This window comes from Leptolyngbya sp. PL-A3 (genome assembly GCF_039962325.1).
Taxonomy (GTDB): Bacteria; Cyanobacteriota; Cyanobacteriia; order Elainellales; family Elainellaceae; genus Vacuolonema.
In genome coordinates this window covers 176,395-193,910 of record NZ_JAMPLB010000003.1, presented here as the reverse complement: position 1 = coordinate 193,910, position 17,516 = coordinate 176,395, and the positions used below count along the sequence as shown (strand labels likewise).

Genomic DNA, 17,516 nt, shown 5'->3' with positions numbered 1-17,516 from the left:
TCTAAGAAGACAAAAACGATTATAGGCAACCTTTTCGGGCAAAGGTAGCTCCCTAAGGAGTAACCATAGCTCAGCTTAAGACACGTCAGCCATCCCGATAGAGGTTCAGACCACACTCCTCGTTCCTGTGTCAGGAAGATAAAAACGAAGGGATAAAACTTAACCCAAAAAGTACAAGGCCGGAACCAAGATGCAGTGAAACTTTTACCATTTCGCACCATCCAGTTACATGGATGAAAAGATACATAGTTTCAATTGCCGAAACTCAGCTTAACACCGGCAACATAGATCGTCAATGGGACTTTTCTTTCCGTAGGAAAGTCAAGAATAGTAACAAAATGGATAGCTAGTTTAGGCTGTATTTTGCATACAAATAAGGACCAATTTAGAACACCTCAAGAGCACATGAAATAAGCTTTTCAAATAGGGCCCAGGAGGATCTCTAATCGAGAATCTATACTTACCTCAAATGATGCTGGTAAACCTGTAATCCAATACACTTGCTGGGAATTTCCACGAGATGTAGCCAGGTTTACAAATTACAGCTACATGCCTCGTAGTAAGCCTCTCATTCATCTTTCCCTCTTACATGGAAGCTCTAGTCGCTCAACCCTATGGATAGTGTGTATCGAGCCGGAGCCCTTGTTCTGTCATCGCTCTATGCAGCAGAACAAAGACTCCGCGTGCCAGCTCAAGTCACGGATACGCGTGAGTTTACCTATAAGTTTGAGGAAGAGGTATATTTTGCATCCTCATCTTCAAAACACCAGAAACGCTGATGGTGACCATATAAACAATCGAAAGCTTTGCGATCGCCAGGCTAAAGCTCTTAATTGTGCTTAAAAACACCTTTAAAAAGAGATCAGCCTCACCCAATAATGCCAGAGGGAAGGCAGGTGAGGCTGGAGACGCAGTTAGGAGGTATCTTGTTTTTAAGACTACGCCTACTATTCTAGTTTTTCGTTCCTCTTAAGGTGTTCTTAAGTTTACGAATAAGAAAATCTTGTTTTTCTCAGAAAATCGTTACCTTCACTACCCAAAAGCCCTATTTTTTACTAAAGGATGTTACGAAACTCATGCAAGGGTTGAGTTAACAAACCTGTGCTTCTGACAAATCAATAATTTCTACTCAACAGAATTTCAAAAAAGAGAATCATTCTGTGATTTAGGATGAAGCCTCAAAAAATTCGAAACCTCTTACTTTAGATAGTTTTTATATTCACGTCCTGCACCTGTTTAAAGGCAAGCAGAACTCTTATTCTGTACCGCAACGCAAGGCAAAATTGGAGTTCTGTTTTCCGGTGTACACGTCAGCACTGTCCCACACACGCAGCGCCTTTTATGGGATTCCGCTACCACGCCGCCTTTGTAGCCCTGGCTACGCCCGAATTGGAGCGGTTAGTCATCTTTTATCGCTCATTTCTAGGACAACCTCCCGTCACGTTTATTCCCCAGCAATATGCCGAGTTTCATCTCCTGCAATTGCGTTTAGCACTGTTCAACCCCAAAACAGAACATCGCACTGAGTTTGTGGCCCCTGCCGGAGCCGCCCTTAGCATTTGCCTGGAGGTTGAGCAGTTAGAGACGGCGATCGCCCACCTCACAAGCACCTATATCCTTTTGCAAGAGCAAGGATTGTGGCACGACACCGTCCCGTTAGGGGAACTTCTCACCCCCTCCCATGGGCGTGAGATTTATGCCTATGATCCGGATGGCAATCGTCTCATCCTCTATGAGGCAGCATCAACAAACCGTGCGGAGCCTACCCATGACTGAATCTCGAATATTCTTAATGATGGGAGCCATTTTAGGAGGCCTGGCCGTAGCCTCCGGAGCTTTCGCTTCCCATGCCCTGTCTGAAAAACTGACTGAGAGGGCTATAGAAATTTTTGAGACGGCCGCTCGATATCAGATGTACCATGCTCTGGCACTGCTAGCGGTTGGCCTTTGGCTGAGCCGAGTAGATGAGGGGCGATCGCTCCTTGTCACAGCCGGAGTTGCTTATCTAATTGGGATTCTTCTGTTCTCAGGAAGCCTCTACGCCCTTAGCTTGAGTGGCATTAAGGGGTTGGGAGCCGTCACGCCTCTGGGTGGAGTGGCGTTTCTGGTGGGATGGGGGTGCTTGGCGATCGCAGCCCTTTCCTTCAAGTAGAAATGTTGTTCTGGTCTTTCAGCAGGGAAAGTCCAACTTTTTTCTTGGCTTACATTTTTCAGCACAACTCAGAACCCTGGTTTTGTCACCGTGAAGCGACGGCAAAACCAGGGTTCTGAGTTTTGGTTGGAGTAGATGCAGGATATTAAGGAGATTTCTGAGAAACAATATCCCCATTATTTGGAAAAAAGGCGCGGCGAAGCCGCGCCTTTTTTCCAAATAATGGGGAAGTTCTTATCTGGAAATCTCCTAACTCCTCACTGAGCAACCGTTTTATGCATAGGCTCAATGAAGTTGTGAAAGCAACAGGACGTTTCTTAAGGCACTTCGGAACCTATCCCTCTTAGCTACGTCCCCTTTTACGGCAGACTGATGAATAAAGGGACCTATTACTCTGTGCGTAAACCTAAATCTATGGCACTACAAGATGCCCACCAGGCAATCATCAGAGCCCATGTTTTTGTTCAAGGCCGTGTGCAGGGGGTTGGCTATCGAGCCGCCACATGGGATACCGCGATTCTGCTGAAACTCAAGGGGTGGGTACGAAACCTGCGAGATGGTCGTGTCGAAGCCGTCTTTGAAGGAACCTCAGAACAAATTGAGGAAATGATTCGCTGGTGCCATCAAGGCCCGCCTACTGCCCGAGTAACCAGCGTCCAGGTCACTTACGAAACCCCAGAGCACCTCAAAACATTCCAGGTTACCCAGTAACGGTCCTTCGGACAGATTCTTTAAAGTTCCTGCTTTTGCATGCGCTCAGGTCCATCAAAGCAAGAACTTTAAAGAATCTGTCCGGTGCAACTATCCTCATCCCAATAAGCCACAGCTATGAAGGAAAAATTAACAGATTACTTATCGCTCATTACTCTCCATATAGGGGAAAGGAGAATACTTGCAATCCTTGCTTAAACAATACAAAAACTTTGTTAAAACTTCACGGAAGCTTTATATAACATCGCAGAAAAGTGAAGCTTCCTTGAAGAGCTACGGGATTCCACGGAACACCCAAGAGCAAAACGTTATTCTCATCCCCAGCTTCCAGTATGACCCCCATGCTATTTCCAATTGCATCTATAGCTAGAAACAACTTTCAGCAATATGCAACTTGTGAAGTAGTTCTTTGAAGCAAATGCTTGTTCCTGAGCTTAAGTAACCATCCAGATGTGATTCTGCCTTGCGGAGTAGGTCTCTCTCTGAACGGTAGGATGCCATAGCGCCTCAGTTGAAATAGCCTGGAGCAGGTTACTGAGTACCACAGGTCATTCTGTTCAAAACAAACCTCAGCCTGCGTTGTGTTCGGGGCTATATGCGAATCCTCATTTATTCCTATAACTATCATCCAGAGCCCATCGGTATCGCGCCACTCATGACCGAACTGGCCGAAGGGCTAGCCAGTCGAGGACACACTGTGCGTGTCGTCACGGGTATGCCCAACTACCCTGAGCGCCAGGTGTATCAAAAATATCAAGGCAAGTTTTACTGCACTGAAGAGCAAAATGGTGTCACTATCCAGCGAAGCTATGTGTGGATCCGGCCTCAACTCGGATTAATGACTCGTATTTTGCTGGATGGAAGTTTTTCGGTTACGAGTTTGATACAAGCGTTACGGGGCTGGCGACCCGAAGTTATTTTGCTGACGGTACCGCCTCTACCAACCTGTGTTCCGGCTGCGCTCTTACGATTGATCTACAAATGTCCTGTGGTTATTAGCCTGCAAGACATTCTGCCAGAAGCAGCGGTTAAACTCGGCATCCTGAGCAATAAATGGGCGATTCGTTTGTTTGAATTATTAGAGCGGTTTGCTTACCGAACAGCCAGCGCTATTGGAGTCATCTCAGATGGCTTTATCGAGAATCTCATGGGGAAAGGGGTGCCCCGCGACAAGATGCATTGCATCCCTAATTGGGTAGATGTCAACTTCATTCGCCCCCAAGTCCGAGACCCCAACCCTTTTCGTATCAAGCACCAGTTAACGGGTAAATTTGTTGTGCTCTATTCGGGTAATATTGCTCTGACTCAGGGCATGGAAACCGTCATCAGAGCTGCAAAATTACTCCAAGACGTCCCTAACATTGTGTTTGTCATTGCGGGCGAAGCGAAGGCACGTCAACGCCTGCAAACAATTTGTGAGGAGTGTCAAACAAACAACGTCATGCTCCTACCCTTTGAGCCCCGAGAAAATTTGCCACAGATGTTGGCAGCGGCAGATGTCAGTCTCGTGGTGCAGAAACGAAACGTAATTGCTTTTAATATGCCGTCTAAGGTTCAGCTTCTCCTGGCCAGTGGACGCCCTATTATTGCCTCAGTTCCCCTGAATGGTATGGCTGCGAGGGCAGTTTCTAAGAGCCAGGGCGGCATGGTATTGCCTCCAGAACAGCCCGATTTACTAGCAGACGCAATCCTGCGGCTGTACCACAACCCTGCTGAAGCCGAAGCAATGGGCGTCCAGGGTCGTCACTATGCCATTCAACATTACTCGTTAGAACAGGCACTCGATAGCTATGAAAGCCTATTTACCAAGCTTGTTGGAAAACCCCCAGCAGTAGAGCCACCTACGCTGCGACCGGAAGAAGTGACAACAGGGCACTAATACCAATCCAATCAACCATAAATCCGAAAGCTGTGTCACTGACTTTACAGGCGACGTATCTTTTAGGATTTATGGTTACTTCACCCTTCCCCTACGTCCTGGCAATCCTGCATGCCACTTGGGGTCGATGGTCATGTTCTAGATGTGTAGATAAGGGTGCGATGGAAGGGGTGCTTCGTGCCCCTTTCATCACACCCTTACCTATACAGTGGACTACCCGCCAGGGTAAGCGATCGCTCTAACATCTAACACCCTATACAGTTAGCCTTTGTCCCGTCAGTTGAGCCATCTGCAGCAATCGGAAGCAGTCCTCCCACTCACTCCACCTGACACTAGCAATATAAAGATAAACTGGAGAGGACGACTGACTCATCTTGCGTAAATCGAATGATGGGTTAGTAGTTTTGTGTAGGAACCTGGATCAAGCCCAGTTGAGAGTTTGACCTGGGCTTCCGGAGACAGATTTGGGAGAGAATCGGATGGCGTTTTTGGATGCAGGGCTACGCACGCAGGTATTGGACTGGATGGCGAATCAGGTGCCTGAATCGCGGATTGCTCACGTATTGCGTGTGGAGGAGATGGCGATCGCCCTGGCCCAGCAACATCAACTTGATATTGAAAAAGCAGCCACGGCAGGTCTGATGCATGACCTGGCCAAGTACTTCAAACCCAACCAACTGTTAGCAATGGCAACGGCTGAAGGGTTGCTAATTGACCCCGTCGCTTATGCCAATCCACATCTGCTTCACGCAGATGTCAGCGCCCTCGTAGCCCGTGATGAGTTTGGAGTTCGGGATCCCGAAGTTTTAGCCGCGATCGCCGACCATACCCTGGGACGGCCAAATATGGGACCATTAAGTTGTGCCGTATTTCTGGCTGACACTCTGGAAGCGGGACGAGGCGATAGTGAAGAACTGCAAACTTTGCGCCAAATAAGCCAACAAAATCTCACCCGAGCGGTGTGGATGACCTGCGATTACACTCTGCGTTATTTGTTAAACACTAGCCGTCTCATTCACCCCCTGGCGATCGAAACCCGCAATAGTTTTTTGCATCGCGATCGCTGGCACGCTGAGCTTCCCAATGTCCAGGCGGCCCCACCCTATAGCATGGCTTCCTAAGCCTTAATGCGGGTAAAACCCGAAGAACCTATCTCCCCAAGTTTGAACATTGACGAAGCAAAGTCTTTAGAGAGGCCGTTTTGGGGCTCGGTGCATACAAAAATTAACGTCCTGAGCACTGTCTTTTGCGAGATTGTCTATCATATCCGTAACCCTCTCTGAGATCTCGATTATCCAGCTTCACTAAACAACTCAACTGCAACGACATAGTCGATTTGAGGTATTAAATACTGAATGATCCATCAATCCTCCTTTAATCCCACCACTACACCCTATTCCGCATCGACCCCATCGCGAACGGGAAAGGACGTGAGTGGTGAAGATTTGGCGTTGACCATTGCCCGGGCTGCTGATGACCGCAAAGCGGTCGATACCGTTGTACTGAAAGTCTCTGACGTTTCCTATCTGGCGGATTACTTCGTCATTACCTCAGGGATGTCATTGCCTCAGGTACGGGCGATCGCCAACAGCATCGAACAAGAGGTGGGAGATACCTGGCAGCGGGCTCCCCGGCGTGTGGAAGGGCAGTCAGAGGGCAATTGGATTGTGATGGATTACGGCGATGTAATTGTGCACATCTTTATGCCCAAAGAGCGTGAGTATTATGGTTTAGAAGCCTTCTGGGGCCACGCGGAGCACGTTTCTTTCACGCCGTAAACGTTGATTTTTCGTGTGTTTTACACACGAAAAATCAACCCTTTCCAAAAATTCAGTAGCCCGATAGATTTAGAGGTACGTTATACGCTGGTTCCATGAAGTCCTCTGCGCCTGTTTGTCCCGTCCCCACAGAGCAGCAGCCCATTAATGAATTCCGTGACCTGACGGAATCCTGGTTTTTCCGGTGGGCCACCCTCGATTGGTGGCCTTACGTTAAACCACTCATCGTGTTGTGGAGCCTTAGCTGGGTCATCGTTTGGCCTGTGGCCGCTATTAGTTTTCCACCGGTCAAAGATCCCGGTCATTTCTTTGTCTGCGGAGTAGTGGGTGCTTGTGCCCTGCCCCTCCTGGCCCTAAGTAACCTGGCGCTGGGATGGTTGTATGTGCGCGATCGCCTGCGCAAAGAAACCATTTTCTACGAAGAATCAGGCTGGTACGACGGGCAAACCTGGACGAAGCCTGAGGAAGTGTTGCAGCGCGATCGGCTGATTGTCAGCTACCAAATCAGCCCGATTATGCAGCGGCTGCGACGTACTTTCTTATTCTTTGTGGGATTATTCTTAGCTTGTGTATTCGCCTGGCTACTTCTTCCTTAGCGCTCGTTGAAACGTTAATTTTTCGTGTATCCCTACCCTGAAAAAAACAGCCCTCTCTCAGCAGAAAAACCTTGAGAAAAGGTGGTGTCTGGCGTTTCATTTCGCGTCTGAATTGTTCCTCTGAGATTGCCGCTGACCGTTATGATGATGAGGTTGTGCAGGGTTTTCCTGCCGAATTAAGGAATTGCTTGTATTACCATGACCCGAGGAAAACGCAGCCACTCCGCACCGGAAGTCGAAGTTCGCCTTTTGCGTGAGGGAATTATCGAATCCAGGCACCACGTTCAGGCGGTTGTGGCCGATGAAAAAGGACGAATTCTCTCGGTGGCCGGGGATCCCGAAACTTCCACCTTTATTCGCTCAGCGTTAAAACCCTTTCAAGCCCTGGCCGTTACAACTACAGGTACGTTAGAGCGGTTGAAGTTAGGCGATCGCGACCTGGCTATTATGTGCAGCTCCCACCGGGGTACACCAGAACAGGTACGGCAAGCCTTCAATATCCTCTGGCGCGCTGATATCGACCCCTCTGCCCTACAATGTCCCATCCCTGAAGGCAAACGCAGCCCATTGGAGTATAACTGCTCCGGTAAACACGCCGGAATGTTGGCTGTAGCGAAGCAAGGCGGCTACCCTCTCAGCTCCTACATGCAACGCAATCATCCGGTACAAGAACTTATTCTGGGCAAAGTTGCCGAACTTCTCAAGATGCCGGCTGCGGAATTCATTTCGGCACGGGATGATTGCGGAGTTCCGACTTATTTCATGCAATTGGGACAGATTGCTACCCTCTATGCCCAGCTAGCCTCTGGCAATAGCCTCGATATGGAGCGCATTCTCCGCGCTATGACCCATCACCCTAATCTGATCGCGGGGGATGGCGAATTTGACACTGAACTGATTCGTCTGACCGCTGGGGAAGTGGTTAGCAAATCGGGTGCGGAAGGCGTGCAGTGCGTCGCTCGGGTCGGCGAAGGGTTGGGATTGGCCATTAAAGTCATGGATGGGGCGAAGCGAGCCAAGTACGCTGTTGCTACTCAATTGCTCAGGCAGATGGGTTGGATTACCCCCTCCATCGCAGAAACTCTATCCGAGAAATATATGTCTCTGGGCGACATCAAGCGCTTGGATGTTGTGGGCGAACTGACTTTGTTGTAATTCAGTCCTAATTCATAAGAAAAAGAGGGGGGCTTCTGCCCCCCTCTTTTTCGAAGACCGGGTTTTAAGACCGAATTAGGCGATCGCATTCCGCGCTTCTTGGGCCACGGGTTCCGCCTTGTCGCCCAGCATTCCCTCAATTAATTGATGGGCTTCGGGGTCTTGCTTCATGCGGCCCAGCGCCTGCACAACTCTATAGCGCACCTGCCAGTCAGAATCTTCTACAAATGGGGCCAGCAGCGAAATTGCCCGAGGGTCACCCAGTTCGCCTAGAGCTCCAATGGCTGCCGTTCGAACCAACTCATTCTCTGATTGGATAGCGTTCTGCAACAGCTCAAACCCCCGAGGATCGCCCAATTCACCGAGGGCAGCGGCAATGCTGAACTGAAGCAACCATTCCTGGGTGCTGTTGAACACCGTTTGCATATCGTCAAAGGCTTCCGTCAATTTTAGAGCGGCCAGGGAATCGGCGGCAGCGGCCTTGACATCGGTTTCAGGGTCATTGTTGAGGCGATCGCGCAACACCTGCAACGATACGTCTCGATCCTGTCCACCCAGCGAGGAAAGCTGGCTCACGGCTGCATAGCGCACCCGCACATTGCTATCGGTGATGACAGGTTGGATCAGGTCAAAAGCCGTTGCTGGTTCCAGTTCCCGGAGTTGATTTACCCCTCGTAACCGCTGACCAAAATCTTCAGCTTCTAGCAATGCTTTGACTGACTCTGGCGTAACACTCATGCGTTCCCCACTCCTAAAGCGTGAATTTATAACCAGTTGAAATAGCGTGACGATTGGCACACCCTCTGGGTGAGCCGAAGAGGCCAATAAGACCCGCTCAAATAACAGCTCAGGTCTAAATCGTAGAGGCCATGTGGCGAATGATGTCGCCGCGGGTCAGGATGCCCACCAGCTTTTCGCCTTCTACCACCAGCACCCGATGTACATCTCTCTCATGCATCAGGTTGGCAGCATCTCGCAGTTCAGTTTCAGGCGTTACGGTTACCAAATCCCCTTTGCGACGGGCACGGGTCATGACTTCACCCACGGTTTGCCCCAGGGCTTTGTGCAATTCCCGATCATATCTGCTGGGGTTTTCCAAATAAATCACACTATCCAGCAGCATGATGTAAGCAGGTGGTGTTACCCCCGACTCCTGCCACATCAAATCCCCCTCTGAAATGACACCCACCAGCCCCCCTGCTGTATCCTGCACAGGCAAGCCACTAATGCGTTTCTCCGCCATTAACTGAATGGCTTCTTTCAGAGGCGTTTCCGGAGTCACCACGATCGGATCGCGGGTCATGACTGCGGCAACCGTTGTTGTCATAAAGATCCTAAAAATTTCAATGTGTTAAACCGTATACGCCTCATTGTAAGGAATTGTGGAGAGGGGACGGTTGGGGTTTACAGGTTTTTACATGGATGAGTCGGTTGGAGGGGAAAGGCAGGAGGCAGAAGGCAAAGGAAAGAAGATTAGAGGTGGAGGTTAGAAGACCATTAATCCTTCGTAATTCTTTTCTACCCATTACTTTCTTTCTCTTCCCTCCTACCCTCTGCCTTTCAAAATCCCATTTCACAAAAAGCCTTCAGAATATGGATGCAATTGGCGATCGCCCCTAAATGCGCAATCTCATACCCATGCGTATTCTGGGTTGGGAATCCGAGGCAGGCGGCACGACCAACGTGACCCATTTTCATGGCGATGGAGGCATCGCTGCCAAAACCGCTGATGGTAGCGAATTGGATGGGGATGTTGGCTTCCATGGCGGCGGTGGCGATCGCCTGGTTCAAAAATTCGTCGTAGAGGCCGTAGTTATCTTGGGCCAGGAGAACGGGGACGGGTCCATCTTCGATCGGATATTCCGGTGAAAGGGGACAGATTTCTAGCGCAATCAGAGCGGCGAGGCGATTGCGGAGGGTAAAGTGGAGGGCACCGATCGCGCCTACCTCCTCTTTCGCAGAGGCGACAAGATAGACCGTCAGTGGCGGTTCTTTAAGTTGCTCGGCCAGGGCTAGCAGGATAGCGACAGAGGCTTTGTTATCGAGGGTATAGCTGGCAATATAGTCCTTCAGGCGAAAGGGATGTTTGCGGTGCTTGCCGACGACCATACGGGTGCCAGGGCGAATGCCGGCCTCCTCCAGTTCCACCAGATCCCGTTTCGTCTCGACCCAGGCATCCTCCCAGCGTACCGGGTCATTCTCCTGCTGCACCTTTTGAGGCGATTCGTGAGAGACGTGACGGGAGCCAAAGCTGAGAATGCCGCTGAGGGTTTGGCGATCGCCCAGCAGGTCCACGACGCCTTCCCCATACACCCAGGGAAATGCTCCACCCAGACGCCGTATCTGCAAACGCCCATCGGGTTCGATGGCTTTGACGATGCCGCCGATTTCATCTTTATGGCCGGTAATCGCGATCGCCCGCTCTGAGTCCTGACCAGGAATTTTGGCAACAACATTCTCGGCATCATCTTTCCAACATTCCACCCCCAATGCCTGAAGTTTCGCAAGCAGCCAATCATCCACCTCTGACTCCACACCACTGGGTGAGTGGCACAGAACTAATTCGGTAATGCGATTGAAGAGAGCATCGAAATCTAAACTCATAGTGCGTTCAGGAAGGTGGTGAGCTACTTATCAGGTTAACGACCCAAATATAGAATGTGCGCGGCACAGAGCACCGCGCACATTCTATATTCAGGCTTTCTCGGAATCCCCAAACCGTTAGGGATTTAAGGAGACAGGGAGATCCAGAACTCTCACAGTTCCGAATCATGGCATCTATCTAAGCGTTCTCACCCGTGGTGGTTTTAACAGGGGTGTTGAGAGGAGCGCGGTTGCTGCCTGCGATCGCATCAGGGCTACGCTTGGCAACAAAGTAGTTGTTCAGGAAGGTGCTGGCGAAGGACAGCACAACGGGGCCAAATAGGAAGGCCAAAGGCCCGGACACGATAAAGCCAGGAACCAGGACAGACGCCAACCAGAAGCACAGGCCGTTCACTACCAGGGAGAACAGACCCAGAGTCAGGAAGTTAACAGGCAAGGACAACAGGTTGAGAACGGGCTTCACGAAAGCGTTGACGAAACCAATGGCAAGCGCTGCCACAATGGCCGCAGGGAAGTTAGCCAGGTTTACACCGGGCACTATCAGGTCGACCACTAACAGGCTCAACGCCGTAATCAAAGTAGTCAAAAAATATCCAAACATAGGTTCTTACTCCCAAATTGAAATTGAACCGTTTACACTAAATCGATTTATCAACAGCGATTCACCTCTTGTAGCTCTGCCTGGAACAGGCAGAAGCTACAGGTGAATTAGCGAATTTCGCCCAGTCTTTCGTCATGCTTAGCGATCGCCCATACTGCATGGATGATGCCAGGAACATAACCCAAAACTGTCAGCGCAACGTTAATTAAAAGAGTGGGGCCAAAGCCATAGGTCAGCAGCACGCCAACGGGGGGAATTAAAACAGCAAACAGGAAACGAACGAGTTTCATACGAATCTCCTTGTAATCATGGGAAGGACTTAAAAAGCGTTTACAAGCGCTTACTCCATACCAGGCGCTACACAGATTCTTATAGAGATAACCTGTTGGTTTTGTGTAGCCACCTATCTAATGAAAGGCGTCTTGAGAGGATCTATCTTTCGACAGCCTTAAAACTATATCGATGGGCCCATTTACAGTTTTTTAGAGGTTATCCACAGATCCTTCAGTTTTTCTTTGATTTGCTTTTCTTTGTGAGCCAGAGCAGTACCTAGATCGCTCAGTTTTTGCTCAAATTCAACCTTTTGTTGATGGCCTGGGGCATTTCCGCTCTGCTCCATTTTGGTTTTGGAGTCGTCGTACCATACCCGAGCAGTATCCAGGTGCTTTCTAACATCTTCATAACGTTCGCCATAGCGAGCCGCCAAATTGGCATCTAATATGGCTAGCTGGGCTTTGAGTTTGCCATATTGCTCTTGCATTGAAGCAAAGGCTTCAGTATCCCGAAGATTAGCAATGACGGATGCAATAACAGCTTGCAGATGAGTTTTGTCGTTCTCATTACTGGTTTCTTCAATCTTCACGAGAGCACCTTCGATGTCCGACTGAAGCTGTTGCTCTTGCTCAATGATTTCGCCCTGCAATATATCAACTTGGGCCTGGGTTTGGGCGATCGATTGCTTGCGTTTTTCGCTAATTCCTTCGACGGCCCCTTCTACTGACGCACGCAGGCTCTCAGCAGCATCCTGGCCTTTTTCTTTTACGTCATCAGCAACGGCGGCAATGGCATCTCGAGCAATCACACCAATCTCGCCAGAGCCTTCTTTCAGTTCAGCGATCGCCTGAGAAACCGCTGCTTTCACAATGGCTTTGATGCGATCACTACGCAACCCACCTTCTGACTTTGCTTTCTGCAAATCTTCCGAAACTCTATCTCGAATCGAGCCTGACATAAGCTTTCTCCTTCACGCAATGACAGGCCGCCAGGTCATCGTATCCGATTCGAATCCAATTTCCCGACAACGCTTTAATCCTACCAAGCGAAACTTTTATATGCTTATATCCTGAGTTCGGTACATGCGCAAAAACAGGTAGTAAAAACCGCACCGAATGCGGTAAACCGAACTATCCCTTAACCGTTAATAAAAATGTTTATTTTTTAGATGCAAAACATTTCAGCATTCAACCGTAAATAGGAGTAGCCGAAATAGCAATTTAGATAGATTTAAGCCAATAACCCCTTGGTTGAATTGCCGTAAATCAGGTAGCTTTTAATACAAGTTTCTTCTGTATGAGCGACTGAAGAGCGATCGCCATCCATCCACTCATACGTTTCTAAGAAACACATCTTCTTGATATAGCATTACGCGCTTTAACCACAGGGAGTCTGATAGTTCTACTTAGTAAGAGACTACCTTCCTGTACAGATCCAAAACTAAAACTTAGAGCACTGGCTTCTATATCGGCTGAATGTACAAAAACTCGAATTCCTAAAATTCATCAAGAACGACATCTATGTCTTTTAACCGATACTGATATAAATAACGGGCTATAAAGTTAGCATTACTTTATTCTCAAATCATCCTGTTGACGGGCTATTAAAATTCATCTGGGGTACAACCATGCACGCTTACGCCCAAACGAATTTACAGCTTTACAATCAGCTAGTTGAGGCTAATTATTCTGAGCCCGATTTGCAGTATGTCTTGAAGGGATACGAACTCGCTATCACACTCTTCTCAGGACGTTATCGCGCAAATGGCAAACCCTTTCTGGCACACCTGGTAGGAACAGCCAGCATCCTTGTAGCCCAAAAAGCTCCCATCCAGGTTGTTGTAGCAGGTCTTCTCCATGCTGCCTATGCTCAGGGAAACTTTGGCAGCGATCGCAACGGAGTAACCAAGACAAACCAGAAGACTGTCATCGCTGCTGTTGGCGCAGAAATAGAATCCCTCATAGCACACTACACGGCTTTTCCATGGAACGTGCAGTCTATGGAGAAAACCCTTGAGAACATCTCAACGCTAACGCCAGTTGAACAGCAAATTATTCTCATACGCCTTGCTAATGATCTGGAAGATCATTTGGATTTCGGGATGCTTTACTGCCAGAAGCTAGAGACTGCTCCTATAGCAGACGAAATTGCTCTGGCTACCAAAATAGGTAACATCTTAGGCTATGCATCTCTGGTAAAAGAACTCAGTCAAACCTTCCAGGAAAGCACTACCGTTGCTGTTCCCAATGTCCTGAAACGTAACGAAAAGGTCTCTTTCAACAGTTCGCCTCAGGCCCAATCGTCCTCAGCCCAGTGGCAAATCCTTAAAAATCGGCTTCCTAGCCCAATCGTTTCAAGCCTCAAACAAGCCCGAGCCTTCTTGCGCACTTAGGAGATTTCCAGATAAGAACTTCCCCATTATTTGGAAAAAAGGCGCGGCTTCGCCGCGCCTTTTTTCCAAATAATGGGGATATTGTTTCTCAGAAATCTCCTTAAACGGGTAAGAGACGGTTTGAAACGTTGATTTTTCATGCGCTATGTCACAGAAAATCAGCGTTTCAAACCGTCTCTAAGGAGGTTTCTGCATAAGAATTTACCCAGAATGTTGGTGCTTTGCCCGCTTCGCGAGCAAAGCACCAACATTCTGGGGGTAATTTCATTACTGGAAATCTCCTAAGACAACGGGCGTGACTGAAAACACCCCTTGTCTTAGAGTTTATTAGAGCTAACCAGCAGAGCCCGTTGCATTGACTCCATCGCCTTCCGTGCCGAAATGCCAGAGCACGGCAGCGGCTTCAGCACGAGAGACGGGCTTTTTCGGCTGGAACAATGTAGTGAAGCCAAATGCCCGGCGAATATTAGACAAATCTGAGTTCTGGAAATCCGCCAGCACCGCCTTTTGAGCCCGAGGTTCAATTTGGCCCACATCCTGAAAACCCCAGGTTTGTTGAATCGCATCCAGGCTTGCCTGGGGCAATGCTTGCCGCGTATCCAATGGCACCTTCCAGAGTATTAAGTCCTCCCGAGTCAGCGGATCATTGGGGCGGAAACGGACGGTGGTACTGCTACCTGATAGAGGACTGGGAATGAGCCCCGCGTTCGCCAAGCCCTGGATCGCGGCAAAGTCCGGGTCGGAGGTAGGAACATCCTGGAATGTGGGGCGATCGCTCGCCACTGCCAACCGGATCTGCTTCCCTGACGCATCGTTAAATAACGCGTTATTCGTTGCGACTAACCATCGCGCGTACTCTCGCCGGGTGATCGTCTGATTCGGCTTAAACTCCTCGGGGTTTTGCGTCACTTTCAGCACCCCCAAATTCGCCAGGTCGCTAATGTAGGAACGCAACTCCGTAGGAGCCTGATCAATATCCGAAAAACTTTGTGGGCTCCCGGCAGGGCTAGGACGAGCAGACGCAGAGGCGTTAGGAGAAGGTCGGGTTGCCCAACTATCCGTCAGAGGTGCTTCTGTTTCTCCATTGTTAGCACTTCCAACCGTCGCGTCTCCTGGTGCGGCATCGGCGGTCGTACCCGAAGAACCGTAGCTCAGGGTAAATTCCGTCAAGGCTTCAGGACTGGGGGACACTGAAGGGGAAGGACTGCCTTCTGGGGAAGCCTGAGGGGAATCAGGTGACGTCTCAGGTGAGGGGCTGCCAGCTAGAGACGCATCCGCGAGTACCAGACGCACCTCCAATCCATCTCGGGTGGCAAACAGGCGTGTCTCGTTGTCCGACTCCAGGCTCCAGCCATCTTTCTGAAACTCCTGTCGGTAAAACTGCGCCACCTGCGCCGCAGCATCTCGCGTTGCCCACAGGGTCTGCACCTGGGAAGTCGCTCCACTGGTTCCACTACTGTCACCCGTGACCGATCGCAACACGGCCCCCGGGTACTGCGGAATCTCCTGAGGAAAATCTGGCGGCAAATTGGCCGTGGCTTGCAGATCGTTTGTCCCCTGTTGCAACTGCGGGTCAGGAGCAAAGGCTCCCTGTAGCCCTCCGCCTGCACAGGAACTCAGCGGCAGCACCACCGCCATCAGGATTCCAGCCCACACTGCTGAACGTCGCACCACGATGTAGCCCTAACCTAATGTTTTGTAACAGCACTCCTACGCTAGCGCATCGGATAACGTGTCGGCGCAATTTTCTAGCTTGAGAAATAACGTACTACCATTTTTGGGATAGAGACGCCACATGCAGCCTCTCTGTCCTCAAGCCCACAGCTATTACTGCAGGTTAAAGAAACGACAATTGGGCCCCGCCTTGCTCCTCATCGTAGAGCCGTTCAACATCTCCCCGGCGATACATGGGCACGCTTCCCTGGCCCCGATTTGACCAGCGATACTCAACTCCGGCTTTTTCCATACGCGATCGCCCTTCCCCTTGAGAGCAACCTAACAACTGTGCCGCTAATTTCAGGGGCATCCACTGTCGGGAAAATCGCCGCAACAAGGCCGCATCGGATTCGTTCTGAATCTCGGTCAGTAACCTTTCTGCTAACAGCCAGCACGCCTCCGTATCTGCCGCCGCCCGGTGCGATCGCCCTACCGCAAACTCAAAGTGACGCACCAGTGCCGGCAGACTGCGGGAGGGCAAGTCGGATAACATGAGCCGCGCTAGTTCCACGGTGCAAAGCTGTTCTGAGGCAGGACGGACAAATTCCTGATCGAGACGTTTATATTCGGCTTGAAGAAAGCCGTAATCGAAAGCTAAGTTGTGGGCCGTGAGGACCCCCTGGTTGAGCGATGACAGGAAATCGGGAAGGGCGATCGCTGCCACCGGAGCCTCACAAACCATGGAGTTCGTAATCCCAGTAACATGCACAATTCTTTCAGGAATGCGTGTCTCTGGGTTGACCAACGTACTTTGACGATAGAAAACACCATCCTCCAGCCGAGCCTGAAGAATAGCAATTTCAGTGATCCGGTTATAGGCCGGAATGTGGCCTGTTGTTTCTAAATCCACTACTGTCAAAGGCCGCTGGCTAATCTGCCGATAAAATGCCAGCAGATCAGAGGAGAGCATAGCTCCAGTGAATTTCTCTTGTTTCCCCACGAAAACGAGTCCTTATCTCACCATGTATATTCAATTACTAACAATTTCAGGCACCTGTTAAGAAAATTTCCAGTAATAAAATTACCTCCGTGATGTGGGTGCTTTGCCCGCGAACCGGGCAAAGCACCCACATCACGGGTAAATTCTGATGCAGAAATCTTCTAAGGCTTCTAAACAGTTAACCGCAATGTTTTTTTAGGGCGATCGCTCCATAATTTTTAGTGATCATCACCTGCATATATCCACATGGGTTCTGTTTTCCCGGCCCTTGTAAACCCACATTTTTCGTAGAAGGTGATCGCCTCCTGATCGGCGACCAACATGTGCATATGCATCCCCTCATACCGCTTCTTCAAAATCTCCATCATCCCTCGACCAATACCTTGCCCCTGATAGTCTGGACTCACTAAAAGATGGGGATAATAAACAACCAAAAATCCATCGGAGATTGCATTACCAATTCCAACCAGTTTCTCTCCATCCCACGCCGACACTAAACTATGGGAATTTATCAATGCTTGATAGAGAGCTTGAGGTTTTTGAGCCGAAGACCAACTGTTCGCTTCGTATAACGAAAGAATTTTATCAATTGAAATATCTCGCTTCTCTGAAAACGTAATCATTACTGTTGCGATTACTTACTACGGAAAGTTGATACTAAAAAGTGTTTTAAAGCTGGCTGAAAGGAACGTTTTTATGCGCTTCGCATATGAAGAATA

The 17,516-nt window shown here is 49.5% G+C and carries 19 protein-coding genes; 10 read left to right on the top strand and 9 right to left on the bottom strand.

The window, feature by feature from the left end; genetic code table 11:
* Nucleotides 1-614 precede the first annotated feature (614 nt).
* From NDI52_RS04300 to NDI52_RS04260, 9 genes are all read left to right on the top strand, one after another.
* Entirely contained in the window at nucleotides 615-779 is a 165-nt protein-coding gene (locus NDI52_RS04300; protein ID WP_348256319.1) for a hypothetical protein, read from the top strand.
* Between the two features lie 562 nt (nucleotides 780-1,341).
* Complete coding sequence (locus NDI52_RS04295; protein ID WP_190772720.1) at nucleotides 1,342-1,776, top strand: hypothetical protein; 435 nt, start codon at nucleotides 1,342-1,344, stop codon at nucleotides 1,774-1,776.
* On the top strand, nucleotides 1,769-2,152 hold the full coding sequence (locus NDI52_RS04290) for a DUF423 domain-containing protein (RefSeq protein ID WP_190772719.1): 384 nt from the start codon (nucleotides 1,769-1,771) through the stop codon (nucleotides 2,150-2,152). Before NDI52_RS04295 ends, NDI52_RS04290 begins: the two co-directional genes overlap by 8 nt.
* A gap of 414 nt (nucleotides 2,153-2,566) precedes the next feature.
* Nucleotides 2,567-2,863 carry an acylphosphatase gene (locus NDI52_RS04285; protein ID WP_190772757.1) on the top strand — a complete coding sequence of 99 codons (297 nt, stop codon included), beginning with the start codon at nucleotides 2,567-2,569 and terminating at the stop codon, nucleotides 2,861-2,863.
* A gap of 595 nt (nucleotides 2,864-3,458) precedes the next feature.
* Nucleotides 3,459-4,742 (top strand): glycosyltransferase family 4 protein, encoded by a 1,284-nt coding sequence (locus NDI52_RS04280; RefSeq protein WP_190772718.1) that lies wholly within the window; start codon nucleotides 3,459-3,461, stop codon nucleotides 4,740-4,742.
* A gap of 479 nt (nucleotides 4,743-5,221) precedes the next feature.
* Entirely contained in the window at nucleotides 5,222-5,863 is a 642-nt protein-coding gene (gene yqeK / locus NDI52_RS04275; RefSeq protein WP_190772717.1) for a bis(5'-nucleosyl)-tetraphosphatase (symmetrical) YqeK, read from the top strand.
* 234 nt (nucleotides 5,864-6,097) lie between these two features.
* On the top strand, nucleotides 6,098-6,520 hold the full coding sequence (rsfS, locus tag NDI52_RS04270; RefSeq protein WP_190772716.1) for a ribosome silencing factor: 423 nt from the start codon (nucleotides 6,098-6,100) through the stop codon (nucleotides 6,518-6,520).
* Nucleotides 6,521-6,615: 95 nt separating this feature from the next.
* Nucleotides 6,616-7,116, top strand: coding sequence for a CGLD27 family protein (locus NDI52_RS04265; protein WP_190772715.1), 501 nt, complete (start codon nucleotides 6,616-6,618; stop codon nucleotides 7,114-7,116).
* 198 nt (nucleotides 7,117-7,314) lie between these two features.
* Entirely contained in the window at nucleotides 7,315-8,271 is a 957-nt protein-coding gene (locus NDI52_RS04260; RefSeq protein ID WP_190772714.1) for an asparaginase, read from the top strand.
* Nucleotides 8,272-8,346: 75 nt separating this feature from the next.
* On the opposite strand, the gene nblB is transcribed toward NDI52_RS04260, so the two are convergent.
* The 6 genes from nblB to NDI52_RS04230 form a co-directional block, all read right to left on the bottom strand.
* Nucleotides 8,347-9,009, bottom strand: a complete 663-nt coding sequence (gene nblB, locus NDI52_RS04255) for a phycobilisome degradation protein NblB (RefSeq protein WP_190772713.1) — start codon at nucleotides 9,007-9,009, stop codon at nucleotides 8,347-8,349.
* 115 nt (nucleotides 9,010-9,124) lie between these two features.
* Complete coding sequence (locus NDI52_RS04250; RefSeq protein ID WP_190772712.1) at nucleotides 9,125-9,598, bottom strand: CBS domain-containing protein; 474 nt, start codon at nucleotides 9,596-9,598, stop codon at nucleotides 9,125-9,127.
* Nucleotides 9,599-9,831: 233 nt separating this feature from the next.
* Nucleotides 9,832-10,875 (bottom strand): M42 family peptidase, encoded by a 1,044-nt coding sequence (locus NDI52_RS04245; RefSeq protein ID WP_190772711.1) that lies wholly within the window; start codon nucleotides 10,873-10,875, stop codon nucleotides 9,832-9,834.
* A 178-nt stretch (nucleotides 10,876-11,053) separates the two neighbouring features.
* Entirely contained in the window at nucleotides 11,054-11,476 is a 423-nt protein-coding gene (locus NDI52_RS04240) for a phage holin family protein (RefSeq protein ID WP_190772710.1), read from the bottom strand.
* Between the two features lie 107 nt (nucleotides 11,477-11,583).
* Nucleotides 11,584-11,766, bottom strand: coding sequence for a YqaE/Pmp3 family membrane protein (locus tag NDI52_RS04235; protein WP_190772709.1), 183 nt, complete (start codon nucleotides 11,764-11,766; stop codon nucleotides 11,584-11,586).
* A gap of 182 nt (nucleotides 11,767-11,948) precedes the next feature.
* A complete protein-coding gene (locus NDI52_RS04230; RefSeq protein WP_190772708.1) occupies nucleotides 11,949-12,707 on the bottom strand; it encodes a histidine kinase in 759 nt (252 codons plus the stop codon).
* Between the two features lie 669 nt (nucleotides 12,708-13,376).
* Between NDI52_RS04230 and NDI52_RS04225 the strand changes: the two genes are divergently transcribed.
* On the top strand, nucleotides 13,377-14,141 hold the full coding sequence (locus tag NDI52_RS04225) for a DUF6817 domain-containing protein (protein WP_190772707.1): 765 nt from the start codon (nucleotides 13,377-13,379) through the stop codon (nucleotides 14,139-14,141).
* A gap of 333 nt (nucleotides 14,142-14,474) precedes the next feature.
* Here the strand turns inward: NDI52_RS04225 and NDI52_RS04220 are convergent, their stop codons facing one another.
* From NDI52_RS04220 to NDI52_RS04210, 3 genes are all read right to left on the bottom strand, one after another.
* Complete coding sequence (locus NDI52_RS04220) at nucleotides 14,475-15,815, bottom strand: S-layer homology domain-containing protein (RefSeq protein ID WP_347280079.1); 1,341 nt, start codon at nucleotides 15,813-15,815, stop codon at nucleotides 14,475-14,477.
* 163 nt (nucleotides 15,816-15,978) lie between these two features.
* Nucleotides 15,979-16,767: a 3'-5' exonuclease gene (locus NDI52_RS04215; RefSeq protein WP_190772618.1), complete on the bottom strand. Its 789-nt coding sequence runs from the start codon at nucleotides 16,765-16,767 to the stop codon at nucleotides 15,979-15,981.
* A gap of 248 nt (nucleotides 16,768-17,015) precedes the next feature.
* The gene (locus NDI52_RS04210) at nucleotides 17,016-17,420 is read right to left on the bottom strand and encodes a GNAT family N-acetyltransferase (RefSeq protein ID WP_190772619.1); all 405 of its coding nucleotides are present in this window, start codon (nucleotides 17,418-17,420) and stop codon (nucleotides 17,016-17,018) included.
* Between the last annotated feature and the right edge of the window lie 96 nt (nucleotides 17,421-17,516).